The sequence below is a fragment of the Curtobacterium sp. UNCCL17 genome (genome assembly GCF_000686685.1).
Taxonomy (GTDB): Bacteria; Actinomycetota; Actinomycetes; order Actinomycetales; family Microbacteriaceae; genus Curtobacterium; species Curtobacterium flaccumfaciens.
Genome location: NZ_KK366002.1, coordinates 537,212 through 562,403, shown reverse-complemented (window position 1 = coordinate 562,403; position 25,192 = coordinate 537,212). Strand labels below are relative to the sequence as shown.

General features: G+C 71.2%; 20 protein-coding genes. 11 read left to right on the top strand and 9 right to left on the bottom strand.

All coding sequences use genetic code 11. The features are described from left to right. Window positions 1–138: 138 nt before the first annotated feature. From BR70_RS23880 to BR70_RS0116520, 3 genes are read right to left on the bottom strand one after another with little or no spacing between them, the layout of a single operon-like run. Window positions 139–2,085 carry a S9 family peptidase gene (locus tag BR70_RS23880; protein ID WP_027466959.1) on the bottom strand — a complete coding sequence of 649 codons (1,947 nt, stop codon included), beginning with the start codon at window positions 2,083–2,085 and terminating at the stop codon, window positions 139–141. Beyond that, window positions 2,082–3,893: an N-acetylglutaminylglutamine amidotransferase gene (locus tag BR70_RS0116525; RefSeq protein WP_027466958.1), complete on the bottom strand. Its 1,812-nt coding sequence runs from the start codon at window positions 3,891–3,893 to the stop codon at window positions 2,082–2,084. Before BR70_RS0116525 ends, BR70_RS23880 begins: the two co-directional genes overlap by 4 nt. Continuing rightward, window positions 3,893–6,457, bottom strand: a complete 2,565-nt coding sequence (locus tag BR70_RS0116520; protein WP_027466957.1) for a carboxylate--amine ligase/circularly permuted type 2 ATP-grasp protein — start codon at window positions 6,455–6,457, stop codon at window positions 3,893–3,895. Before BR70_RS0116520 ends, BR70_RS0116525 begins: the two co-directional genes overlap by 1 nt. 86 nt (window positions 6,458–6,543) lie before the next feature. Between BR70_RS0116520 and BR70_RS0116515 the strand changes: the two genes are divergently transcribed. Further along, on the top strand, window positions 6,544–7,260 hold the full coding sequence (locus BR70_RS0116515) for an ABC transporter ATP-binding protein (protein ID WP_027466956.1): 717 nt from the start codon (window positions 6,544–6,546) through the stop codon (window positions 7,258–7,260). Continuing rightward, window positions 7,257–8,546, top strand: a complete 1,290-nt coding sequence (locus tag BR70_RS0116510; protein WP_027466955.1) for a hypothetical protein — start codon at window positions 7,257–7,259, stop codon at window positions 8,544–8,546. Before BR70_RS0116515 ends, BR70_RS0116510 begins: the two co-directional genes overlap by 4 nt. 103 nt (window positions 8,547–8,649) lie before the next feature. On the opposite strand, the gene BR70_RS0116505 is transcribed toward BR70_RS0116510, so the two are convergent. From BR70_RS0116505 to BR70_RS0116485, 5 genes are read right to left on the bottom strand one after another with little or no spacing between them, the layout of a single operon-like run. Beyond that, complete coding sequence (locus BR70_RS0116505; RefSeq protein WP_027466954.1) at window positions 8,650–9,528, bottom strand: ABC transporter permease; 879 nt, start codon at window positions 9,526–9,528, stop codon at window positions 8,650–8,652. Beyond that, window positions 9,525–10,457: an ABC transporter permease gene (locus tag BR70_RS0116500; protein ID WP_051597035.1), complete on the bottom strand. Its 933-nt coding sequence runs from the start codon at window positions 10,455–10,457 to the stop codon at window positions 9,525–9,527. The genes BR70_RS0116505 and BR70_RS0116500 overlap by 4 nt, the downstream gene beginning before the upstream one ends. After that, window positions 10,454–11,674 carry an ABC transporter substrate-binding protein gene (locus BR70_RS0116495; protein WP_027466952.1) on the bottom strand — a complete coding sequence of 407 codons (1,221 nt, stop codon included), beginning with the start codon at window positions 11,672–11,674 and terminating at the stop codon, window positions 10,454–10,456. Before BR70_RS0116495 ends, BR70_RS0116500 begins: the two co-directional genes overlap by 4 nt. Continuing rightward, complete coding sequence (locus tag BR70_RS0116490; protein ID WP_027466951.1) at window positions 11,671–12,852, bottom strand: ABC transporter ATP-binding protein; 1,182 nt, start codon at window positions 12,850–12,852, stop codon at window positions 11,671–11,673. Before BR70_RS0116490 ends, BR70_RS0116495 begins: the two co-directional genes overlap by 4 nt. Before the next feature lie 30 nt (window positions 12,853–12,882). Next, a complete protein-coding gene (locus BR70_RS0116485) occupies window positions 12,883–14,337 on the bottom strand; it encodes a gamma-aminobutyraldehyde dehydrogenase (protein ID WP_035809314.1) in 1,455 nt (484 codons plus the stop codon). Window positions 14,338–14,470: 133 nt separating this feature from the next. Between BR70_RS0116485 and BR70_RS0116480 the strand changes: the two genes are divergently transcribed. The 9 genes from BR70_RS0116480 to BR70_RS0116440 all read left to right on the top strand — a co-directional run bounded on the left by BR70_RS0116480 (window position 14,471) and on the right by BR70_RS0116440 (window position 24,815). After that, entirely contained in the window at window positions 14,471–14,953 is a 483-nt protein-coding gene (locus BR70_RS0116480; protein ID WP_035809531.1) for an Lrp/AsnC family transcriptional regulator, read from the top strand. Next, complete coding sequence (locus BR70_RS0116475) at window positions 14,950–16,392, top strand: aspartate aminotransferase family protein (protein WP_081827427.1); 1,443 nt, start codon at window positions 14,950–14,952, stop codon at window positions 16,390–16,392. The genes BR70_RS0116480 and BR70_RS0116475 overlap by 4 nt, the downstream gene beginning before the upstream one ends. Before the next feature lie 2 nt (window positions 16,393–16,394). Beyond that, window positions 16,395–17,759 (top strand): NAD(P)/FAD-dependent oxidoreductase, encoded by a 1,365-nt coding sequence (locus BR70_RS0116470; protein ID WP_035809312.1) that lies wholly within the window; start codon window positions 16,395–16,397, stop codon window positions 17,757–17,759. Next, window positions 17,759–19,108, top strand: coding sequence for a flavin monoamine oxidase family protein (locus BR70_RS0116465; RefSeq protein WP_027466946.1), 1,350 nt, complete (start codon window positions 17,759–17,761; stop codon window positions 19,106–19,108). Before BR70_RS0116470 ends, BR70_RS0116465 begins: the two co-directional genes overlap by 1 nt. 43 nt (window positions 19,109–19,151) lie before the next feature. Continuing rightward, entirely contained in the window at window positions 19,152–19,805 is a 654-nt protein-coding gene (locus BR70_RS0116460) for a DUF1345 domain-containing protein (RefSeq protein ID WP_027466945.1), read from the top strand. Window positions 19,806–19,844: 39 nt separating this feature from the next. After that, window positions 19,845–20,879 carry a nitrilase-related carbon-nitrogen hydrolase gene (locus tag BR70_RS0116455; protein WP_027466944.1) on the top strand — a complete coding sequence of 345 codons (1,035 nt, stop codon included), beginning with the start codon at window positions 19,845–19,847 and terminating at the stop codon, window positions 20,877–20,879. After that, window positions 20,876–21,883 carry an agmatine deiminase family protein gene (locus BR70_RS0116450; protein ID WP_027466943.1) on the top strand — a complete coding sequence of 336 codons (1,008 nt, stop codon included), beginning with the start codon at window positions 20,876–20,878 and terminating at the stop codon, window positions 21,881–21,883. The genes BR70_RS0116455 and BR70_RS0116450 overlap by 4 nt, the downstream gene beginning before the upstream one ends. Window positions 21,884–22,016: 133 nt before the next feature. Further along, on the top strand, window positions 22,017–23,429 hold the full coding sequence (locus BR70_RS0116445) for an APC family permease (protein ID WP_051597034.1): 1,413 nt from the start codon (window positions 22,017–22,019) through the stop codon (window positions 23,427–23,429). A 21-nt stretch (window positions 23,430–23,450) separates the two neighbouring features. Next, window positions 23,451–24,815 carry an NAD-dependent succinate-semialdehyde dehydrogenase gene (locus BR70_RS0116440; protein ID WP_027466941.1) on the top strand — a complete coding sequence of 455 codons (1,365 nt, stop codon included), beginning with the start codon at window positions 23,451–23,453 and terminating at the stop codon, window positions 24,813–24,815. 166 nt (window positions 24,816–24,981) lie between these two features. Here the strand turns inward: BR70_RS0116440 and BR70_RS23400 are convergent, their stop codons facing one another. Continuing rightward, window positions 24,982–25,140, bottom strand: a complete 159-nt coding sequence (locus tag BR70_RS23400) for a hypothetical protein (RefSeq protein ID WP_155896911.1) — start codon at window positions 25,138–25,140, stop codon at window positions 24,982–24,984. Window positions 25,141–25,192 lie beyond the last annotated feature (52 nt).

The following is a 25,192-nucleotide window of genomic DNA, read 5'->3' as shown; positions in this document are numbered from 1 at the left end:
AGCCGGGGCTCGCACGGTGCGAGGGGGCCCACGGCCCGTGCGAGGTTCCGTACTCGGTGCGAGGGCACGTGCGCCGCACGGAGTACGGAACCTCGCACCAGACCGAGCGCCAGACCGAGCGCCCCGCCCCGCCAGGCCTCACCCCAGCCGCGCCGCCACGAACTCCACCATCCGCCGCACGAGCAGCGCCTGCGACGACGCCCGCCGGTACTCGTGCCCTTCACCCTCGATCTCCAGGTACTCCACGTCGTGCGCCCGCTCCCGCAGCGCCGCGACGACCTGGTGCGCCTCACCGATCGGCACGTTCGTGTCGAGCTCACCGTGCACGACGAGCAGCGGCGCCGTGACGTCGTCGATCGCGCGCATCGGCGACAGTGCCGCGAGCAGGGCCTCGTCCTCGACGGGGTGGCCGTACTTCGTGGCGGCAGCGGCCGCGATCCACGGTTCGGTGTCCCGGTAGAAGGTCGCGAAGTCGCTCATCCCGCACACCGCGACCCCGGCCGCGAACACGTCGGGCGTGAAGGCCAACGACGCGAGCGTCGCGTACCCGCCGTACGAGCGTCCCTCGACGGCGACCCGGGAACGCTCGGCGTACCCGTTGGTCACCAGGAACCGAGCGCAGTCGACGACGTCGGCGAGCGCGTTCCACCGCAGCGCCAGGTCGTCGGCGTGCACGAACTCGTGGCCGTACCCGGAGGACCCGCGGATGTTCGGTGCGAACACGGTCACCCCGGCGGCGGCGAGCGCCTGGTGCTGCGGCGAGAACGTGGGTCGTTCCTGCGACTCCGGTCCGCCGTGCAGGTGGACGAGCGCTGCGCGGCCGGGAGGCACGGCACCAGCACCAGGGTCGGCGTCCGCCCCCGACGCGGTCGGCTCCACGGCCCGGTACAGCCACCCGGTCAGCTCCAGTCCGTCGCGGGCGGCGAACCGCTCGAGCGTCGGCTCGACCAGCTGCACGTCCGGCAGCACCGGTACGTCGGTGACCCGGCTCCAGGTCAGCGCGTTCGTGTCGAGTCGCCACAGTTCGCGCGGCCGGGTCGGTCCCTCGACGGCGAGCAGCACGCTCCGGCCGTCACGGCTGAGCACGGGGTCGGTGACGACGTACCCGGGCAGGTCCGGCACGGGGGTGCGCGAGGCGTCGTGGGTGTTGATGAGGTCGAGCTCACTGCGGCCGTCGACGTTCCAGACGAGCAGCAGCGTGCGGCCGGCGTCGTCGGCGTCCAGGTACTCGAGCTCGGCGTCGTCGCGCTCGACGATCCGCCGCGGTGTGCCGCGCCAGCCGTGCGGGCCGACCGGCTGCGCGACGAGTCCGCGGCGGGGCAGTCCGGCCTCGGTGGCGACGTAGGCGACGAGCGGACTGGTCTCGCTCGCGGGCGAGGGTCGCAGGAACGCGATCTCGGCGGACCCGTCGGGGTCGTCGGCGAACAGGGCGTGGCTCTCGTCCGTCAGCCGGTCGACGACCACGACGAACTCCTGGCCGCGCTGGCCGTCGCTCAGCACGACGAGCCGTTCCTCCACCGACAGGTCGAGGATGTGGATGAGCTCCCCCACGGCCAGGTCGTCGCGATCACCGGTGACCGGGTCGACCAGGTACGCACGGGCCGGCTGCTCGGGCTCGGTCGAGGGCAGGGTGATGACGACCCGGTGTCCGCTGCGGCTCCACGGTCCGAGTTCGGCGTGCTGGTACCGCGAGCCGGCGATCTGCGCGGCGCCGGAGCCGTCCGGCCGCACCACCCAGACCTGCTGCTTCACGCCGCCGTCGGTCGCGATGGCGACGGCGAGCCACTCCCCGTCGGACGACCACGACACCCGGATCACCGGGTCGTCGGACAGCGCGATCCGCACCGGTTCCGGCAACTCGCCGTCGACGACGACGTCCTGCACGAAGACCTCGGGGGTGCCGTGCCGGTCGCTCACGAACGCCACCCGCCGGGCGTTCCGGGTCATGGTCGGTCCCCACGACCCCCAGGCGGCGGTGAGGCGCGCACCCAGGTCGGCCGCGGCCCTGGTGGTGACCGACGGCTCGACGGTGGCCGACGACGCGACGCCCTGCGCGCCTCCAGTCCGGACGGAACCCACGGTCACCGCACCCCCTGCTGCTGCAGCCACATCTCGATCAGGCCGAGCTGCCAGAGTGCGTTCGCGCCGATCGCGGTCCTGGTGCTGTTCGGGTCCTGCAGCATCCGCTCGACGGTGGCGGGGTCGAAGAGCCCGCGCTCCCGCGCCTCGGGTGCGTGCAGCGCGTCGCGGACGCGCTCCAGGTACGGGCCCTCGAGCTGCCGGATGGCGGGGACCGGGAACGAGCCCTTGCTGCGGTCGATGACGGCGTCGGGCACGATCCCGCGCGAGGCGCGCTTCATCACGCCCTTGCCGCCGTCGGTGAGCTTCATCGACGGCGGGATCGCAGCGGCGAGCTCGACGAACTCGTGGTCCAGGAACGGCACGCGGGCCTCGAGCCCCCATGCCATCGTCATGTTGTCGACGCGCTTCACCGGGTCGTCGACGAGCATGATCGTGGTGTCGCTGCGGAGCGCGGCATCGACGCTCGTCTCCGCGCCCGGCCGTGCGAACTGGCGGTCCACGAACGCCGACGGGGTGTCGTCGTCGCTCTTCCACCGCTCCCCGAGCAGGCCCTGCACCGCCGGCCACCGGCGGTCCATGAAGACGGAGCGGTACGCCTCGGCGGCCTGGTCGCGCGGGACGTCGGCGAGCGGCGGGTACCAGTCGTAGCCGGCGAGCACCTCGTCGGCGCCCTGGCCGGACTGCACCACCTTGACGTGCTGCGAGACCTCCTGCGACAGCAGGTAGAAGGCGACGCAGTCGTGGCTGACCATCGGCTCGCTCATCGCGGCGACCGCACCGTCGATGCCGTCGAGCAGGCGCGACGAGGGGATGTGGATGCGGTGGTGGTCGGTGCCGAAGTGCGCAGCGACCTGGTCGGAGTACTCGAACTCGTCGCCGGACTCGCCGCCCGCCGCCTCGAACCCGATGCTGAACGTGGCGAGGTCCTGCTGCCCGGCCTCGGCGAGCAGCCCGACCACGAGCGAGGAGTCGATCCCGCCGGAGAGCAGCACCCCGACGGGGACGTCGGCCACCATCCGGCGCTCGACGGCGGTGCGGAGCGAGCCGATGAACGCCTGCTCCCAGTCCCGCTCGGACCAGTCGGCCCGGGCGGGGTCACGCTCGAAACGGGGCTCCCAGTAGACGGTGTCGTGCGCGGTGCCGTCGGGCTCGATCACCCGGACGGTCGCCGGCGGGAGCTTGCCGACGCCGGCCAGGATCGTGCGGGGCGCGGGGACGATCGAGTGGAAGCTCATGTACGACGCGAAGGCGACGGAGTCGATGGACGTGTCGACTTCCTTGGTGCCGGTGCCGCTCGCGCCGCCGTCCCCCGCCAGGATCGCGGGCAGGGAGCTCGCGAACCGGAGGCCGCCCGGGACGGGTGCGACGTAGAGCGGCTTGATGCCGAGCCGGTCCCGCGCCAGCACGAGTCGGCCGCTGCCGTGCTCCCAGATGGCGATGGCGAACATCCCGATCAGGTGGTCGACGAACGCGGTGCCCCACTCGGCGTACGCCAGGGCGATGACCTCGGTGTCCGACGTCGACGCGAACCGGTGCCCCTTGCCGTGCAGCTCGTCGCGGAGCTGCCGGTAGTTGTAGACCATCCCGTTGTAGGCGATCGTCAGCCCGGCCTCGGCCAGCACCATCGGCTGCGCGCCCGCGGTGGACAGGTCGACGATGGACAGCCGTCGGTGCCCGAGCGCGACCGGGCCGCGAGCCCACAGACCGTCGCCGTCCGGGCCGCGGTGCGTCATGCAGCCGGTCATCCGGGCGACCGCCCCGACGTCCGGCGCTCGGCCGTCGAACCGGATCTCGCCCGCGAGTCCACACATCAGCGCTCTCCCTCGGTGTCCGCCGGGGCGTTCCCCACGATCCACGTGTCCTTCGCGCCGCCGCCCTGCGACGAGTTGACGACCATGCTGCCCTCGGGCGCGACGCGCGTCAGGGCGACGTCGGCCAGGTGCACGTCGTCCGGTCCGGTCCCCGTCGCGTAGACGAAGGCCCGCAGGTCGACGTGCCGCGGGTCGAGACCTGCGGGTCCGATCGTCGGGTGCGAGGACAGCTGCACCACCTCCTGCCCCACCCACCCGGCGGGGTCCGCGGCGATCTCGCGCCGTCGCTCGGCCACCTCGGGGGCGCTCGCGCTCGGTCCGATCAGGACCCCGCGTCCGCCCTCGCCGTCGACCGGCTTCGTGACGAGTTCCCCGACGCGGTCCAGGACCGACAGCCGTTCGACCTCGATGCTCGTGCGGTAGGTCGGCACCGATGCCAGCAGGGGTTTCTCGTCCAGGTAGTACCAGATCAGGTCCGGCACGGTGACGTACATCGCCTTGTCGTCGACCAGCGCGTTGCCCGGCGCGTTCGCCAGGTAGACGCGTCCTGCCTCCGCCGCGTCGAGGATCCGCGCGCCGAGGTCGGGAGCGTGCTCCGCGGTCAGCGCGCTGACGTCGCGGTCGATCCGCAGGTACAGCCCGTCGAGCACGTCGCCCGTCGTCGCGTCGACCACGCGTCCGTCACGGACGTCCAGGTCGGACCCGGCCAGGAGGCGCAACCCGGCCCCGTCGGCCAGCCTGCGGTGCTCGAACCACGCGCCGGCGGCGGGGCCGTCGCTGACCAGCGCGATCACGGGGTCGGTCGCGCCCGTCACCGCGGAGGTGTTCGCGCAGAGGGTCCGGCGGAGGCGGTCGGTCACGCCGTGCGGGTCGCGCAGGTGCGCCGGCCGCGGGGCGTCCGGCACGACGTCGTCCATCAGCTCGCGCAGGGCGATGCCGTACGCGACGCCCGAGGGCGAGCGGACGTTGTCCTCGAGCACCCGCCAGCCGCCGAACTCGTTGCGCACCAGGTCGAACCCGAGCACCGGCGCACGGACGGCGGTCGCCGGCAGCCGGGTGGCGTCCGGGTCCCAGCCCTTCGCGCCGACGAAGTGGTCCGCGTCCAGCACGCCGTCGGCCACGATCCGCCGCTCGCCGTACGCGTCACGCAGGAACAGCTCGATCGCGCGGGCACGCTGCCCCAGGCCACGCTCGAGCTGCGACCACTCGTACGCGCTGATCGTCCGGGGCACCAGGTCGCAGCCGAACGCCTGCGCCCCGCCGTCCACCACGAAGCCGACGTGGTGCTCGCGGGTCCAGACGTCGCGGGCGGTGCAGCGCTCGATCGCGGTCTCGGCGTCCCAGCCGTCGAAGAACGCCGCCAGGTCACGGAACGCCGGACGAGGGCGTGCCCCGGGGCCGACCGCCTCGTCGCCGGCGCGGACGCGGTACCCGTGGATCGGGACCACGGGGTCCTCGTCGCGTCCGGACGGGAGCCCCGCGGTGTCCTCCACCACCAGGGCGACGACGTCGTCCATCTCTCCGCGCTCGGCGTACGCGGTGCGCTGCCGGTCGGTGGAGTTGCCACGGGCCAGGGTCGCGTCGAGCAGCTCCGTCACCGTCCCCCAGTCACCGAGCTCCTCGAGCTCCGGCCGCAGGCGGGACACGAGCTGGCGGACCGCGACCTCGGCGGGCAGGCGTTCGGGGTGCTGTCCGAGGCCGACGAGTTCCCCGCTCAACCCGGAGCGGGCGGCCTGCCACATCGCCGCACGGTGCAGGGGTTCGCTGCGCGGATGCCACTCGGCGCCCGACACGACCGACTTCTCGGCCTTGCGCACGGCGGCGCGGAAGAGTCCGGCGATGAGCACGGCGTCGTCCACCACCGGGGTCGCGTCGCAGACCCGGAGTTCCAGCGTCGGTGCGTGCGAGGACGGCCGCACGTCGAAGTAGGCCATCTTCTTGTCGGCGATCACGCCCGAGGCGATCAGGTCGTCGAGCACCCGGTCGTACTCGGCGGCGTCCTCGACCGGACCGAAGCTGCCGGCCGACGGCCACCGCTGCCAGATGATGCTGCGGAACGAGGCGTACCCGGTGTCCTGCCCGTTCCAGAACGGACTCGACGCGCTCAGGGCGAGCAGGACCGGGAGCACCGGCGCCACCCGCTGGGCGATCAGCACCGCCAGGTCGCGGTCGCTCACCCCGACGTGCACCTGCAGGCCGCAGATGAGCTGTTCGTCGACGAGCATCCGGTACTGCTCCTGCATCCGGCCGTACCGACCGCCGGAGCTCAGTTCGAAGTCGGCGTACTCCGACCTCGGCGCGGTGCCGACGGCCGCGATGGTGACGCCGGCCGGGGCGATCGCGGCGCTGAGCTCACTGCGCAGGTCGACGATCACCCGCCGCAGGTCGTCGAGGGTCCGCACCACCGGGGTGTTCGTCTCGATCGTCGTGCGCTGCAGCTCGGCGCCGAAGCGGTCGGTGGGCAGTTTGGGCAGAAGGCGCGGGGCCTTCGCGGAAAGTCGGCCGGACTCGAGGTCGATGAGGTGCAGCTCTTCCTCGGCGCCGAGCGTCAGCTCTGCACTCATGGCTGGAACCTACGCGTGCGCCCTGTGGCGTGTCCGCCGCCGCTCCGCCCGACTCACGCTCGTAACATATGTCATATATTGGTCGGATGACCTCTCTGATCTCCGCCGTCGGGTTGACCCGCTCCTTCCGCGGCCCCGGCGGGCGAGCAGCCACGGTCCTCGACGACATCACGGTGTCCGTCCCCCGTGGGGAGTTCGTCACCATCGTCGGACCCAGCGGGTCGGGCAAGTCCACCCTGCTGCAGTGCCTGTCCGGACTGGACTCCCCCAGCTCCGGCTCGGTCCACATCGACGGCACCGACCTGGCGACGCTCCGCGGGGACGCCCTTGCACGGTTCCGCCGCGACCACCTCGGTTTCGTGTTCCAGTCGTACAACCTCATCCCGGCACTGACGGCGTTCGACAACGTCGCCCTGCCGCTGCGCCTGGCGTCCGGCTCACTCGACCGGTCGGCCGTCCACGACGCCCTCGCCGCCGTCGGCCTGTCCGACGTGGCCCGGCAGCGACCGGGGCAGCTCTCCGGCGGGCAGCAGCAGCGGGTGGCGATCGCGCGCACGATCGTCACGGCCCCCGACGTGGTCTTCGCCGACGAGCCGACCGGTGCCCTCGACTCCGAGTCCGGCGCGAGGGTGCTCGCCTTGCTGCAGGGCGCGGCCACGGGATCCCGCTCCGTGGTGATGGTCACGCACGACCTCGAGGCGGCGGCCCGTGGCGACCGGGTGCTCGTCCTGCGTGACGGACGCCTGCACCGCGAACTCGTCGCACCGACCGCGGCCGACGTGCTGCAGGCGGTGTCCCGGTGATCGCCCGACTCGTCCTCTCCGAGGTGGCGCGGTCGTGGCGTCTGTGGACCGCGGCCTTCGTCGTGATGGTGCTCGCGGCCCTCGTCGCCCTGGTCTGCGCCGGGGACGTCTCGACCGCCGCCGCCGTCACCGACCCCGTCGACGCAGCCGGACTCCGGAACCACGCTCTGGTGTTCGGGGCGATGAACGCGATCGTGGTGATCGGTGCCCTGAACGTGCTCGTCGGCTTCTCGATCCGGACGCAGCGTCAGGACCACGCACGCTGGCAGCTGGTGGGGATCGGTCCCGGACTGGTCGAGCGCGTGGTGCTCGCCCAGGCCGCGACACTGGCCCTCGCCGCGTTCGCCACGGCCCTCGCACTCGTGCCGCTCGTGCTCGGCGCCCTGATGGCGTTCCTGTCGGCACCGCTGCGGAACCCGGGTGCAGCGGCACTCCAGCCGCGACTCGGGGGCGTCGAGACCATGGTCGCGCTCGTGGTGTTCGTCCTCGTGGTCCTGCTGAGCGCCATCGGGGCGGCACGCGCGGCCTCGAGGACCCCCGCACTCCTCGCCGTCCGGGAGCCCGAGCTTGAGCCGACGCGCCCCGGTCGCGCTCGACTCGTCACCGCGTACGCCCTCGGCGGCATCTCCCTGGTGATGTACGCCTCGACGCTGCTCGGCGAACGCGGGGTGTCCATGCTCTTCCTCGTCCCGGCGATGGGCCTGGTCATCGCGTCGGCACCGTGGTCGTGCCACCGGCTGGTCTCGGCCTGGACCGCAGCGGTGCCCGGGTCACCGGTCGCCTGGTTCCTCGCCCGCGAATCACTGCGCTTCCACGCCGCACGGAGCCACGCGGCGGTCGCACTGCTCGCCGTGGCCGTGATGCTCGCCGCGCTCACCGGTCTGGCCGGCGTCTGGGACTCCCCGGCGTACTACCTCGGTGGCCTGGCGATCTTCGGCGGGCCGGTCCTGATCGTCCTGTTCACCGGGGCCGCGACCGTCGTGATGACCACGTCGGGTCGGCGGCGCGATGTCGCCCTGCTCGTCGTCGCCGGCGGGACATTCCGCACCGCACTCGTCGGGGCCGTCCTCGAGGCAGTCGCCCTCGTCGTGACCTCGGTGCTCATCGCCCTGCCGTTCGCACTCGCGAGCATCCCCGCAGCCCTGACGAGCTGGACCGCCCCACTCCGGCCGGTGCCGTTCGTCATCGCGATCGGCCTGCTGATCATGCTCGTCGCGACCGTCAACCCCGTGCTGCAGGCCCGACGCCGGTCACTCGGCCCGCAGCTCGCCGACACTGCGTCCTGATCACCCGGCCTCGTCATCCCGTGCGAGGTTCCGTGCTCGGTGCGACGCGCGCGGGCTCGCACCGAGGACGGAACCTCGCACCAGAGCACCAGCGCGCGCAGCCCTACCCCCGCGTGCGCGCCAGCCGCCGGTTGAGCGCCCCGTTCAGCAGCGCGACGAGCAGCCCCACCGCGAACACCAGCGTCCCGAAGCACAGCACCTGCGGCGGCATCCCGGCCTTCGCGGCGCCGTAGACGAACAGCGGGAAGGTCACCGCGGGCCCGGCGACGAACGAGGTGATCACGTAGTCGTCGATCGACATCGCCAGCGCCAGCAGCCCGGCGGCGAGCATGCCCGGCGCCAGCAGCGGCAGGGTGACGAGCCGGAAGGCCTGGAACGGTGTCGCCCCGAGGTCACCCGCGGCCTCTTCGAGCGCCCGCGAGGTCCCCGCGATCCGAGCCCGCAGCACCACGACCACGTAGGCGACGTCGAAGGCCACGTGCGTGATGAGCACGGTCAGGAACCCGGTGCCGAGCCCCACCGACAGGAAGAACGAGAGCGACGCGGAACCGACGACGATCGACGGCGCAGCGATGTCGGCGAACACGACGGTGTTCACGACTCCGCGACCCGGGAACCGGTACCGCTCCAGCGCCAGCGCGAGGGGCAGCCCGATCGCGACGGAGATGATGGCGGCGAGGAACGCGACGAGCACCGAGGTGACGAACGCCGCCCCGAGCCCGGACACGTTCACCAGGTTCGCGTACCAGTAGGTCGTGAAACCGTTCCAGGCGAACGACAGCCGGTTGGTGGGGGCGTCGTTGAACGAGTACACGATCATGTAGACGATCGGCACCAGGGTGATCGCGATCGTCACCCAGTACACGATGGCGAGCCAGGGCCCACGACGGTTCACGCCGTGGCGACGCGGACGGCCGGCGACGGAACCGGTCACGGGCGAGGCCGGAGCGGCGGCGGATCGGGACGGTGCGACGGCGGTCATACGAGGTCCTCGAGGTCGTCGGTGCCGGAGACGCGGGCGTAGATGAACAGGATGATGCCGAGCACGACCATGAGCACGGTCGACAGGGCTGCGGCGACGTTGTACTGCTGGTTGCCGGAGTAGGCGTCCTGGATCGCCTGACCGATCGTGTACGTGTTCGTGCCGCCGAGCAGGGCCGAGTTCACCGGGTCGCCGACGCTGTCGATGAAGACGAGCAGCACCCCGGCGAAGATGCCCGAGCGGGACAGCGGCAGCGTGGTGTGCCAGAACGCCCGGAACTTGCCGGCGTACAGGTCGTTCGCGGCCTCGCCGAGTCGTGGGTCGATGCGCTCGAGGGCGGCGTAGATCGGTAGCACCATGAAGGCCAGGTCGTTGTAGGCGTCGCCGAAGATCACCGCGCCGCCGGTGCCGAGGATGTGGAAGTCCTTGCCGGCCAGCCCGAGCGCCTGCAGCGTCGTGACGACCGGGCCCTGCGACGCGAGCACGAACGCCCACATGTCGGTCCGGATGATGAACGACACCAGGAAGCTGATGAACGCGAGCATGAGCAGCGGGTTCTTCCACCGCGGGGACACCCGGAACGCGATGAAGTACGCCACCGGGTACCCGACGACGATGCAGGCGATCGTGGCGGCGGCGCCGTACCAGAGCGACCGGAGCAGGAACGTCAGGTAGGGCACCTGCGGGTCGACGAACAGCGAGCCGTAGATGCCGAAGTTCCAGGTGAACGTGTAGCCGTCGTCCGGGTTGCCGGTCATGAGCGAGACGATCAGCCCGGACACCAGCGGGATGACGAAGAACACGCAGAGGTACGCGGTGCCGACGAGCGCCAGGAAGAACGGTGTGCTCCGACGGCGTCCCCGCCGCACCGGCGCCGGGCCGGCGGAACCACCGGGAGCGAGCCCCGGCGCCACTCCGACCGCGCTCACGACTGCACCACCGCGTTGAAGATGCCGTTCCACTCCGAGTACTCGTCGTAGTTCTGGAACACCCGGAACTCGTGCGACTGCTCCAACACTTCCGCAGAGGGGAACACGAGCGGGCTGTCCGCCACGGTGGCGTCGTCGAGTTGGTCCCGCACGTAGTCCTCGGCCGCGGGCACCGGGCAGACGTAGTTGACCCAGTCCTCGACGATCCCGGCGACCTTCGGCGTGTAGTAGAAGTTCATCCACTCGAGCGCCGACACCGGGTTCGCGGCCTGCCGTGGGATGAGCATGTTGTCGTGCCAGGTCATCTGCCCCTCTTCCGGCGTGACGAACTCCAGGTCGGGGAACCCGGACTGCTGCGCCTGGAACACGTCGCCCGACCACGCCTGGGTGATCCAGGTGTCGCCGTTCTCCAACCGGTTGATGTAGCTCTGGTCGTAGAAGCCCGTGACGCTCGGCCGCAGTTCGCGCAGCCAGGCCTGGGCCTTCCGCCAGTCGGCGGGCGTCGAGGTCTCCGGGTCGATGCCGAGCGCGAGCAGTCCGAGCGACCCGAGTTCGGTGTTGTCGCTCATCAGTCCGATGCGGCCCGTGAAGGCCGGGTCCTGCAGGTCCTTGAGCGAGGTGATCTTCCGCCCGGTGTACTTCGGGTTGTAGGCGAGCCCGGTGAACCCGGTCTGCCAGACGACGGAGTGCTTGTTGCCCGGGTCGTAGATGGGGTCCTTGACGGAGTCCGAGGCGTTCGCGGCGAAGTTCGGCAGCCGCGAGTGGTCGAGCTCGCACACGAACCCGTTCTTGATCATCTGGGTCAGCTCGAACCCGTTCGTCATGACGACGAGGTCGTAGCCGGTCGCACCGTGCGCCCGCAGGATCGGTGAGACGGTCGCGTAGAAGGTCGCGTTGTCCTGGATCACCGCCTGGTAGTCGACCGCGATGCCGGTCTCCTGCTTGAACAGCGCCAGGGACTCGGACTTGCCGTGGTCGGAGTCGATGTACAGCGGCCAGTTCGCGAAGTTCAGGGTGCCGGTCGCCTTCGCGTCCTTCCAGAACGCCGCCCAGTCGACGGTGTCCTCGGCGCCGGCGGCGGCGGAGCCCTTGATGCTGCAGCCGGTGAGCAGGGCGGCCAGCGCGGCGGCCCCGCCGCCGGCCAGCAGGCCGCGTCGGCTCACGCGGGCCGACGTCAGCCCGCGCAGCAGGTCCGGACCGGGCACCGCGCCGGTCACGCGAGCGATCCTGCCGTGGCGGGGACGGCCTGGAGGCCCGGGTCGTCCTGGGTGGTGACGGTCGCGTCGGACGCGGGGTGCGCCTCCAGGCCGAAACCGTGGTCGACGCCCCACGTGAGCCAGACCTCGGTGCCGGTCGCGATCCGCGGCCCGCCCTTCGAGTTCTGCGCGAACACCGAGACGCGCCCGGCGCCCGGCACATCGACCAGGTACTGGGTGCTGACGCCGGAGAACGAGACGTCCACGACCCGACCGGGGCCGAGGATGTTCCGTCCGGCCTCGGGGGTCGGTTCGGCGGTGCGGATCTTGAGCTTCTCGGGCCGGACGCCGACGACGACGCGACCGGTCGTGGCGACGGCTCGGTCGGCCGGCACCGCGATGGAGCCGGCCGCGGTGGCGACGACGAGCAGGCCGGCATCGGTGCCGCGGACCTCGCCCTCGAGCAGGTTCGACTGGCCGAGGAAGTTCGCGACGAACGCGGTGCGCGGCAGCTCGTACAGGTCCTGCGGGCTGCCCATCTGCTCGATCCGGCCGCCGTTCATGACGGCGACCGTGTCGGCCATCGTCATCGCCTCTTCCTGGTCGTGCGTGACGTGCAGGAACGTGAGTCCGACCTCGGCCTGGATCGTCTTCAGCTCGAGCTGCATCTGGTGGCGGAGCTTCAAGTCGAGGGCACCGAGGGGCTCGTCGAGCAGCAGCAGAGCCGGCCGGTTCACGATCGCGCGGGCCAGGGCGACGCGCTGCTGCATGCCGCCGGAGAGCTGGGCGGGCCGCTTCGACGCCGATCCCTCGAGCTCGACGAGCCGCAGCGCTTCCGTGGCCTTCGTCATCGGGTCCGGGATCCGGCGGCGCTTCAGCCCGAACGCGACGTTGTCGAGCACGCTCATGTGGGGGAACAGCGCGTAGTTCTGGAACACCGTGTTGACGGGCCGTTGGTACGGCTTCGTGTCGGTGACGTCCTGGCCGCCGATGGTGATGGTGCCGCTCGTGGGTTCCTCGAGCCCGGCGACGAGCCGCAGGGTCGTCGTCTTGCCGCAGCCCGACGGGCCGAGCAACGCGAAGAACGAGCCGGCGGGCACCGTCAGGTCGAGGCTGTCCACCGCGGTGTGGCCGGGGAAGGACTTCGTGATCTGGTCGAGCCGGAGATCGGCTCCCGATTCGGCGAACGTTCCGGTCATTGCCATGGTGCCTCCAGGGGGTGGTCGGCCTCAGCCGATGTAGGACATGACGTGCTTGATGCGGGTGTAGTCGTCGAAGCCGTACTGGGACAGGTCCTTGCCGTAGCCGGAGTGCTTGAACCCGCCGTGCGGCATCTCGGCGACGATCGGGATGTGCGTGTTGATCCACACGCAGCCGAAGTCCAGGTCGCGGGCGAAGCGCATCGCACGCGCGTGGTCGGTCGTCCACACCGAACCCGCCAGGCCGTACTCGACGCCGTTCGCCCACGTCAGGGCCTGCTGTTCCGTCGAGAACCGCTGCACGGTCTGCACGGGGCCGAAGATCTCCTGCTGCACGGCACGGTCGTCCTGGCGCAGGCCGGCGACGATCGTGGCCTCGTGGAAGTACCCGCGGTCGCCCTGTCGTGCGCCGCCGAGCTCGATCGTCGCGTGGTCGGGCAGCGTGTCCAGGAACGACTGCACGTGCGCGAGCTGGTTCGCGTTGTTGACGGGACCGTAGTGACCGTCCGACCCGGTTCTCGCGTTGACGCGTGCCTCTGCTGCGAGCGCTGCGACGAACTCGTCGTGGATGCCCTGTTGCACGAGCAGCCGGGTGGCGGCGGTGCAGTCCTGTCCGGCGTTGAAGAACCCGGCGGCGACGATCCCGGCCACCGCCGAGGGGATGTCCGCGTCGTCGAACACGATCACGGGTGCCTTGCCGCCGAGCTCCAGGTGCGTGCGCTTGAGGTCACCGGCGGCGGCACGGGCGACTTCCATGCCGGCACGGACGGACCCGGTGATGGAGACGAGCTGCGGGGTGGGGTGGTCGATCATCGCGGCGCCCGTGGTGCGGTCCCCCACGACGACGTTCAGGACCCCCGGCGGCAGGAACTCGGCGGCGACCTCGGCGAGCAGCAGGGTCGACAGGGGTGTCGTGTCGCTCGGCTTGAGCACGGTGGTGTTCCCCGCGGCGAGCGCCGGCGCGGCCTTCCACACCGCCATGTTGAGCGGGTAGTTCCACGGGGTGACCTGGGCGACGACACCGATGGGTTCACGCCGGACGAACGAGGTGTGGTCGGCCAGGTACTCGCCGGCGCTCCGGCCCTCGAGGTTCCGGGCGGCCCCGGCGAAGAAGCGGATCTGGTCGACGGAGAGCAGGATCTCGTCCTCGACCAGGGTGGCGCGGGGCTTCCCGGTGTCGAGCGACTCGAGGTCGGCGAACTCCGACGCCCGCTGCTCCATCGCGTCGGCGATCCGGAACAGGGCGAGCTGCCGTTCGCCGGGGGTGGTGCGGCGCCAGGTCTCGAACGCGGACGCGGCCGCGCCGAAGGCGGCGTCGACGTCGGCGGGGGTGGACACCGGGGACGTGCCGTAGACGTGCTCGTCGGTCGGGTCGACCAGGTCGAACGTGGTGTCGGCGGTCGACTCGACCGAGGCACCCCCGACGAAGTTCCGCAGGACCCGGGTGTCGGTGTCCGCCGTCGCCGTGCTCTGTGCGTCCAGCATGGCGGTGATACTGACACGGATTCCGGCCGCGCGGAAGAAGGATCCGGAGGTTGTGGAGAACCGTAACAACGGAAATCGTCGCGAAACACGGTGTTCACAACGGAATCCCTTGCGCACCCCGGACCTCGCTGCCATGCTGTCCGGCATGGCGGCAGCACCACGACGTCCGGGACCGATCGACGACACCTCGAAACGGATCATCGAACAACTCCAGGCGGACGGGCGCCGCCCGTACGGCGAGATCGGCAAGGCCGTCGGTCTCAGTGAAGCGGCGGTCCGACAGCGCGTGCAGAAGCTGACCGAGACCGGCGTCATGCAGATCGTCGCGGTCACCGACCCGATGCAACTGGGCTTCCACCGCCAGGCGATGATCGGCATCCGGGTCAGCGGCGACACCCGAACCGTCGCCGATGCCCTGGAACAACTGCCGGCGGTCGACTACCTCGTGATGACCGCCGGCAGCTTCGACCTGATGGTCGAGGTCGTGTGCGAGGACGACGACGACCTGATCGAACTGCTCAACGGCACCATCCGGGCCATCCCGGGCGTCGCCGGCACCGAGACCTTCGTCTACCTGCAACTCCGCAAACAGCTCTACGACTGGGGAACGCGATGACCATCTCCGACCAGAAGACCGAACAGTCCACCCGCCTCGGCTCGTACGACCCGTTCGCACCGGTCGACGACGCCGACCTGCAGCGGAAGTCCCGGGACCACCTGTGGATGCACTTCGCCCGGCACGGTGCGAACCAGGCCGGCGCCGACGTGCCGATCATGGTGCGCGGTGAGGGCCACCACGTCTACGACAGCCACGGCAAGGAGTACATCGACGGGCTGTCCGGCCTGTTCGTCGTCGCCGCCGGGCACGGGCGGAAGCGCCTGGCCGAGATGGCCGCGAAGCAGGCGGAGACGCTGAGCTTCTTCCCGATCTGGTCGTACGCGCACCCCGCGGCGATCGAGCTCGCCGACCGGCTGGCCGAGCACGCCCCCGGTGACCTCAACAAGGTCTTCTACTCCACCGGCGGCGGCGAGGCGGTGGAGACCGCCTTCAAGCTCGCGAAGTACTACTGGAAGCTCCAGGGCAAGCCGATGAAGCACAAGGTGATCTCCCGGGCGGTCGCCTACCACGGCACCCCGCAGGGCGCCCTGGCGATCACCGGCATCCCGGCGATGAAGGAGATGTTCGAGCCCCTGACCCCCGGTGGCTTCCGGGTACCGAACACGAACTCGTACCGCGCCGAGGAGATGGGCTTCCCCGGGGGCACCGAGGAGCAGTTCGGCTTCTGGGCGGCGGAGCGGATCCGCGAGATGATCGAGTTCGAGGGCCCCGACACCGTCGCCGCGGTGTTCCTCGAGCCGGTGCAGAACTCCGGCGGCTGCTTCACCCCGCCGCCCGGGTACTTCCAGCGGGTGCGCGAGATCTGCGACGAGTACGACGTGCTGCTCGTCTCGGACGAGGTCATCTGCGCCTTCGGCCGGATCGGCACGATGTTCGCCTGCGACACCTACGGCTTCGTGCCGGACATGATCACGTGCGCCAAGGCGATGACCTCCGGGTACTCCCCGATCGGCGCGACGATCATCAGCGATCGCCTGTTCGAGCCGTTCTCCAAGGGGGACACGACCTTCTACCACGGCTACACGTTCGGCGGGCACCCGGTGTCGGCCGCCGTCGCGATGGAGAACCTCGACATCTTCGAGGAAGAGGGGCTGCTCGCCAACGTGCAGCAGAACGCCCCGCTCTTCCGCGCCGAGCTCGACACCCTGCTCGACCTGCCGATCGTCGGGGACGTCCGCGGTGACGGCTACTTCTACGGCATCGAGCTCGTCAAGGACAAGGCCACCAAGACGACCTTCGACGACGACGAGTCCGAGCGGCTGCTGCGCGGGTTCCTGTCGAAGGCGCTGTTCGACGCGGGGCTGTACTGCCGGGCCGACGACCGCGGTGACCCCGTCGTGCAGCTCGCACCGCCGCTGACCATCGGGCAGCCGGAGTTCCGCGAGATGACGTCGATCCTGCGGAGCGTCCTGTCCGAGGCCTGGACGAAGATCTGACCGTGGGCGGCTACCGGGGCGTCTCGTTCTGGCTCGACCAGCTCGCGTCCACCGGACGCGACGACCTGACGCCCCGGCCGCCGCTCGACGGCGACACGACGGCCGACGTCGTGATCGTGGGCGGTGGACTGACGGGTCTCTGGACCGCGTGGTACCTGCACCGGTCCGACCCGGGCCTCCGGATCGTCGTCCTGGAACGCGAGATCGCCGGCTTCGGCGCGTCCGGTCGGAACGGCGGCTGGTGCTCGGCGCTGTTCCCACGGTCCGCCTCCGCGATCGCCGAGGAGCACGGGCGCGACGCCGCGCTGGCGCTGCGGGCCGCCATGCGCGACACCGTCGACGAGGTCGGCCGCGCCGCGGCCGAAGCCGAGGTCGACTGCGACTACGTGAAGGGCGGGACCGTCCTGTACGCACGCTCCGCCGTGCAGGAACGTGCCGCCCACGGCGAGGTCGCGTCCTCCGCGGCATGGGGCGACGACATGACGTGGCGGCCCGCTCGAGCGGGCGACGCCGCCGGATCGGCGGGGGTCGCGTGGACCCCGGACTGCGCGCGCGTGCAGCCCGCCGCGTTGGTACGTGGCCTCGCGGCAGCCCTGGAGGCCCGTGGCGTCCGGATCGCGGAGCACACGCCCGTCTCGTCCTGGGATCGCGGGCGTGTGGTCACGTCGCGTGGCACCGTCACGGCGGGCGCCGTGGTGATCGCGGTCGAGGGCTACGGTGCCCAGCTGGAGCAGACGAAGCGGCGGATCCTGCCGCTGTACTCGCTCATGATCGCGACGGCCCCGCTGCCGGCGTCCGCGTGGGAGCGCATCGGGCTCGAGCACGGGCAGACGTTCTCCGACTACCGGCACCTGCTCGTGTACGGGCAGCGCACGGCCGACGACCGGCTGGCGTTCGGCGGCCGCGGAGCCCGCTACCACTGGGGGTCCTCGATCACGCCCGGGTACGACCGGGTGCCGCGAGTGTTCGAGCACCTGCGGAGGGCCCTGGTCGACCTGTTCCCCGTCGTCGCGGACGCCCCGGTCACGCACACGTGGGGCGGACCGCTCGGGGTGCCGCGTGACTGGTGCGCCTCGGTGACCTGGGACGGCCACGTCGGCAGCGCCGGCGGGTACGTCGGGGACGGCCTGTCGACGACGAACCTGGCCGGACGGACCCTCGCCGACCTCGTGCGCGGCGAGTCGACGGCACTGACCGCACTGCCGTGGGTGAACCACCGATCGCCCGACTGGGAGCCCGAGCCGTTGCGGTTCCTCGGGGCGAACGCGGGACTCGTCGCGACCGACCTGGCCGACCGCGAGGAAGCACTGACCGGGCGGCCGAGTCTGGCGGCGCGGCTGATGGCACCGCTGACCGGAGGACACTGATGGCTGATGGTCTCGACGCCGACGCCGACGTCGTGGTCGTCGGGGCGGGGATCGCCGGGCTCGCCGCCGCCCGGGCGCTCGCACTCGGCGGGCAGCGGGTCGTCGTGCTCGAGGCCCGCGACCGGATCGGCGGGCGCACCTGGACCGATTCGGCGCTCGGGGTTCCGGTCGACCTCGGCGCTTCGTGGATCCACGGGGTCGACGGCAACCCGCTCTGGGCCCTGGCGCCGGCGTTCGGCATCGACACCGTGGAGTTCACGGTCGGCAGCTTCCAGTTCGACGGCCGGCCGATCGCGTGGCACGACCCGTCCGGCGCCGCACTCTCCGCCGAGGACACGTCGGCGTTCGTCGCGGACCTGCACACCGTCGACGCGGCCCTCGACGCCGTCGTCGCGCATGCGCCCCCACCCTCGACCTACGCGGCCGCCGTCGACACCGTGCTGCGGTCGCTGCAGTGGCAGGGCGACCGGGCCGCACGGGTCCGCGAGTACACGGCCCACCGCTCCGAGGACCTCTGCGGTGCCCCCGTGACCGTCCTCGACGCGCACGGCCTCGACGAGGAGCACGTCCCCGGTGACGAGGTGGTGTTCCCCGGCGGCTACGCCCAGTACGCCCGCGCGCTGGCCGAGGGTCTCGACGTCCGGCTGTCGTCGGTCGTGCGGTCGGTGACCCAGGCCGACGACTCGGTGACGGTGGGACTCACCGACGGCACCACCGTGGTCGCCCGGCAGGTCGTCGTCACGGTGCCGCTCGGGGTGCTGCAGGCCGGCGACATGGTCTTCGACCCGCCCCTGTCCGCGCCGGTGACCGGAGCGCTCGACCGGCTCGGGATGGGCACCTACGACAAGGTGTTCCTGCGGTTCCCCTCACGGTTCTGGGGCGACTCGTGGGTGGTCCGGCAGCAGGGGCCTGCCGGGGTCGACTGGCACTCCTGGTACGACATGTCCCGGGTGACCGGTGCGCCGGTGCTCGCTGCCCTGGTCGGTGGTGCCGGAGCCCGTCGACTCGAGACCCTGCCGGACGCCATGGTCGTCGACGAGGGGGTGGTGGCGCTGCGGAGGATGTTCGGCGCGTCCGTCCCCCGGCCCGAGGCGTTCCGGATCACCCGGTGGGCCGAGGACCCGTTCTCGCGGGGCTCGTACTCGTACCTGCACGTCGGGGCGTCACCCGACGACCACGACCTGCTCGGCACCCCGTCCGGCCCGGTGCAGCTCGCCGGCGAGGCCACCTGGAGCGACGACCCGGCGACCGTGCACGGTGCGCTGCTGTCCGGGCTGCGGGCAGCCGGGCGGTTGCTCGGCACCCAGGTCGAGCCGCTCTCGCTCGCCGACCCGCTGTCCACGCCCTGAGCGCCACACCCCCGCGGGTGTCGGCCCGTGCGACACTCGCTCCGTGACCCCGACGAGGACCCGACCGAAACACGAGCACCGGGCACCGGTCGCCGTCGCGGTCCTGGTGAACCTGGCGCTGAGCCTGTTCCTGCCCGACGAGGTGCTGTTCTTCCCGTCGTGGGTGGTGCCCGTCCTGGGCGTCCTGCTGCTCGCCCCGCTCATCGTCTTCAACCCGCGGCGTCTGACGCGCGAGACCACCTGGTCACGGTGGCTGTCGTTCGCGCTGGCGGCCCTGCTCACCGTCGCCAGCCAGCTCACCGTCGTCCGGACCATCACCGAGCTGCTCGGCGGGCACGCGGACGGTGCGGCCGTGCTGCTCACCGCGCTGCAGGTCTGGGTGAGCACGATCATCGTGTTCGGGCTCGTCTACTGGGAGCTCGACCGCGGGGGTCCGGTGGCACGGCGTCGCCCCGAGCTGTGGGCGAGTGCCGAGGCGGACTTCCAGTTCCCGCAGGAGACCGACCCGAAGACCGCGGACTGGCGGCCGGTCTACCTCGACTACCTCTACATGGCGATGACGAACATGATGGCGTTCAGCCCGACGGACACGATGCCCATGACCGTCCGGGCGAAGATGATCATGGCCTACCAGGCGCTCAGCGGGTTCATCCTGCTGGCACTGGTCATCTCGCGCGCGGTCAACATCATCAGCTGAAGGCCTTGCGGTAGTTGATCGTGTGATCAACAATGGCGCATGGACGTCGTCACAGCACCCCCGCTCCCGTCGCCGCTGCACGCCGACACCGGCGCACCCCGCCGGTCCCTCCGCGTCGCCCTCGTGCAGGTGCGGTGGCTCCCCGACCCGGACGAGCACCGGGCCCAGCTCGCCGACGGCATCGCGACCGCCGCAGCGCACGGAGCCACCGCGGTGTTCCTGCCCGAACTGACGCTACGCCGCTACCCGGGCGACTCCCCGGCGAGCGGGACCCCGAAGGACCTCGCCGAGTCGCTGCAGGACGGTCCGACCGTCGCCTTCGCCCGTGCCCAGGCGATCGAGCACGGGGTGTTCGTGCACGCCTCCCTGTACGAGCGGCCGGATGACGACGACCAGCCCGACGACCCGCGCGGGTACAACACCGCCGTCCTCGTCGGGCCCGACGGCACCCTGGTCGGCCGGACCCGGAAGACCCACATCCCGATCAGCGCCGGCTACCACGAGGACACGTACTTCCGCCCGGGGACGGACGAAGACGCCTTCCCGGTGTACGAACCCGCCGGACTCGGTGCGCGCCTCGGGCTGCCGACGTGCTGGGACGAGTGGTTCCCCGAGGTCGCCCGTTCCTACGGCCTCGCCGGGTCCGAGGTGCTCGTGTACCCGACGGCGATCGGCTCCGAACCGACCTTCCCCGACTTCGACACCGCGCCGATCTGGCAGCGGGTGATCGTGGCGAACGGCATCACCGCCGGGCAGTTCATGGTCGTGCCGAACCGGTGGGGTGACGAGGGCGACATCACGTTCTACGGCTCGTCCTTCATCTCGGACCCGTTCGGCCGGGTGCTCGTCGAGGCGCCCCGTGACGCGAGCGTGGTGCTCGTCGCCGACCTCGACCTCGACGCCCGGACGGAGTGGCTCCGGCTGTTCCCCTTCTACCTGACCCGGCGACCCGACCTGTACGCCGGGCTCGTCGACCCCGTCGACGAGCAACGCCACGCGTACGGCGCACGCGACGCGATCGACGCGGCCCTGGCCGTGGAACCGGCCACCGCCGGGCGCGAGGCGCGCGCATGACGTGGGTGATGCCTCCCGAGACGGCTCCGCAGGAACGCACCTGGATGGCGTTCCCGCGCCCCGGCCTGACGCTCGGCGACGACGCGGCGAGTGCCGAGGCCGCGCGCACGGCGTGGGCGACCACGGCCAACACGATCAGCGAGCACCAGCCGGTGACCGTCGTCGTGGACCCGGTCGCACGCGCGGATGCCGGTCGCCTGCTGTCGTCCGGCGTGGACGTGCTCGAGGCGCCCCTCGACGACTTCTGGATGCGCGACATCGGTCCGACGTTCGTCGTCGACGACACCGGGCGACTCGGCGCAGTCGACTGGGTCTTCAACGGCTGGGGTGCGAACCCGTGGTCGACCTGGACGCGTGACGCCGAGGTCGCCGCGACGGTCGCCCGTGCTGCGCGAGCCTCGCGGATCCCGTCGTTGCTCGTCAACGAGGGCGGGGCGATCCACGTCGACGGCACCGGCACCGTGCTCGTGACGGAGACGGTGCAGCTCGACCCGCGCCGGAACCCGTACGCCGACCGGGAGCGCGTCGAGCTGGAGCTGGCGCGCACGATCGGCGCCACACGGGTGGTCTGGCTGCCCCGCGGTCTGACGCGCGACTACGACGGCTTCGGCACCCGGGGGCACGTCGACATGGTGGCGACCTTCGCCGACCCGAACACGGTCCTGCTGCACGCCCAGCCGGATGCGGGCCACCCGGACCACCTGGTCATGCCCCAGATCCGGCGAGCGCTCGAGCAGGCGACCGACGCGACGATCATCGAGTTGCCCGCCCCCTCGACGCTGTCGGACGACGGTGGACCGGTGGACTGGAACTACGTGAACCACGTCGTGGTGAACGGTGCCGTGATCGCCTGCGCGTTCGGCGACCCGGTCGCTGACGACCGCGCCAGGGGCATCCTCGCCGAGGCGTACCCGGGCCGATGGGTCCGCTCGATCGACGCGCGACAGGTGTTCGCACGCGGCGGCGGGCTGCACTGCATCACGCAGCAGCAACCGGTGGCCTGAACCACTGCCGCGGTGTACAGCGGGTGCCGATCACCTGTACACCGCGGCCGGTCCGCCCACTGCCGACCCGTCGGTATGGTGCTCCGAACTGATCCGGGCGACGCTGCCCGGCCCCGAAGAGCAGGGAAGTCACATGGCATCACCGATCGCGGTCACCGCGCCGGCAGCACCGGTGCGCGGCGGGTCGCTGAAGCGGAGCCTCGGGCTCTGGGCGATCGTCGGACTCGGCCTCGGCTACATGACCCCGACGGTCGTGTTCGACACCTTCGGCATCGTCTCCGGGCAGACCGACGGCGCGGTGCCGAGCGCCTACCTCATCGCACTCGTCATCATGGCGCTCACCGCGATCAGCTACGGGAAGATGGTGCGCGTCTACCCCGCGGCCGGTTCCGCGTACACGTACGTCCGGGAGTCGATGCACCCGAACCTCGGCTTCATGGTCGGCTGGGCGTCACTGCTCGACTACCTGCTGCTGCCGATGGTGAACGCCCTGATCATCCGGCTCTACCTGGAGCAGGTGTTCCCGGGGCTGCCCCCGTGGGTGACCGTCGTCGTGTACACGGTGTTCGTGACGACGGTGATCTGCCTGTCGATGCGCGGCACGTCGAACCTCAACATGGTGCTGCTCATCGGTGCGGTCCTGGCGATGATCGCGTTCGTGGTCTTCACCGTGATCGAGCTCACCCACGGTGCCGGTGCGGGCACGATCGTCAGCGCCGAACCCTTCGTCCACGACGGCGTGACGATGTCGGCCCTGCTCACCGGGGCGACGGTGGTGTGCTTCTCGTTCATCGGCTTCGACGCCGTGACGATGTACACGGAAGAGGCGAAGTCGATCCGCATCATGCCGAAGGCGATCATGCTGACGGTCCTGCTCGGCGGCGCGATCTTCCTGGTCTCCGCCTACTTCGCCCAGCTCCGCTTCCCCACCAACGCACCGTTCGGCGAGTTCACCGACGACCCGCTCCCCCAGATCGGCCTGCTCGTCGGCGGTCCGGTGTTCCAGGCGGTCCTGGTGTCGGCCGGGTTCGTCGCCGCACTCGCCTCGGGTCTCGCGTCGCACGCCAGCGTCGCCCGCATGCTCATGGTGATGGGTCGGAACAACGTGCTGCCGAAGCGGGTCTTCGGCTACGTGCACCCCCGTACGCACACCCCGGTGTTCAACGTGGTCTTCGTCGGCGCGGTCACCCTGCTGGCGATGAGCTTCTCACTCGACACGATCGCGGCCTACATCAACTTCGGCGCGCTCATCGCGTTCACCTTCGTCAACGCCACCGTGATCGTGCACTTCGCGATCCGGAACGGGCGCCGTCACACGGCGGGCGACCGCTGGCGCTACATCGTGCTGCCGGGGGTCGCGATGCTCCTGACCGGGGTGCTCTGGTCACAGCTCCATGCCGACGCCCTGATCGCAGGAGGAGTGTGGGCGGCGATCGGGTTCGTCTACCTGCTCGTCATCACGAAGGGCTTCCGGGTCGCACCGAAGGGCTTCGACGAGAACCAGCCCGTCACCGGTGTGAACAAGCAGCTGACCGACCAGGCCTGACCGCCACCACGAGAGGACGCCATGTACGCCGTCACCGACCCCACCACGGGCACGACCCTCGAGACCTACCCGACCATCACGGACGCGGAGCTGCACGACGCCGTCGCAGCCGCCGACCGCACCCACACCGAGTGGTCACGGACGACGACGGTCGCCGACCGCGCGGCCCTGCTCCACCGGGTCGCGGACCTGTACCGGGAGCGGCACGCCGAGCTCGCCGCCACGATCGTGCGCGAGATGGCGAAGCCGATCGACCAGGCCGAGGGCGAGGTCGACTTCTGCGCCGACATCTACGACTACTACGCGGACCACGCCGAGGCGTTCCTGGCCGACCAGCCGATCACCCTGGCTGACGAGTCCGAGGGGTCGGCGTTCATCCGCAAGGCCTCCATCGGCGTCGTGCTCGGCATCATGCCCTGGAACTTCCCCGCCTACCAGATCGCCCGGTTCGCCGGACCGAACCTGGTCATCGGCAACACCGTGCTGCTGAAGCACGCACCGCAGTGCCCGGAGTCCGCCCTGGCCATCGAGCGGATCTTCCACGATGCCGGCTTCCCGGACGGCGCCTACACGAACGTGTTCGCGACGAACGACCAGGTCGCCGACGTCATCGCCGACCCGCGCGTGCAGGGCGTCTCACTCACCGGTTCGGCGCGCGCCGGTGCCGCGGTCGCCGAGATCGCCGGCCGGAACCTGACGAAGGTGGTGCTCGAACTGGGCGGCTCCGACCCCTTCATCGTGCTGTCCACCGACGACCTGGACGCCGTCGTCGAGTCCGCCGTCACCACCCGGCTCGAGGGCAACGGGCAGGTCTGCAACGCCCCGAAGCGGTTCCTGGTGGTCGACGGCCTGTACGACGAGTTCCTGGCGAAGTTCACCGCGGCGATGTCGGCGGTCGAACCGACCGATCCGAGCGTGCCCGGTGCCGAACTCGGCCCGTTGTCGTCACCAGCCGCGGCCGACCGGCTGCAGGAGCAGCTCGCTGCCGCCGTCGAGCAGGGTGCGACCGTCGTCACGGGCGGCGACCGCCAGGGCAACGCCTTCCTGCCGACGATCCTGACCGACGTCACACCGGACAACGACGCCTACCGCGAGGAGTTCTTCGGCCCCGTCGCCGCCGTGTACCGCGTCGCCGACGAGGACGAGGCGATCGCCCTGGCCAACGACACCCCGTACGGCCTCGGCTCGTACCTGTTCACCACCGACGCCGACCAGGCACTCCGGGTCGCCGACCGGATCGAGGCCGGCATGGTCTACGTGAACATCGTCGGCGCGGACAGCCCGGAGCTGCCGTTCGGTGGCGTCAAGGGCAGCGGCTTCGGCCGCGAGCTCGGCCCCCTGGGGGCCGACGAGTTCGTGAACAAGAAGCTGATCCGCATCGGCTGACCGACGCGAGACGCCGGCGTCTCCGCGAGACGCCGGCGAATCCGGCGGCGTCTCGCTGACGTGACGGCGTCCGATCAAGACGCCGGTGTGTTGCAGCCGGCCCCACGACGGACGGGAGGCGCGGTGCCAGCTGGCACCGCGCCTCCCGTCCGTCCGTGGGTCGCCGCTACTGCTGCGGGTCGGCGGGCTCGCCGCCGGAGTCCGTGTCGCTGTCCTGCTGCGGGTCCTCCGTCGCGTCGCCCGTGGGCGACCCGTCCGGCAGGTCCTCGGTGTACTGCTCCTGGTCCTTGGTGGGGTCGCTCGACCCGTTCGCTGCGTCACTCATGGCCCGGACGGTACGCGTCGGCGCCTGGACGGGGCACCCAGCCGTAACCCGC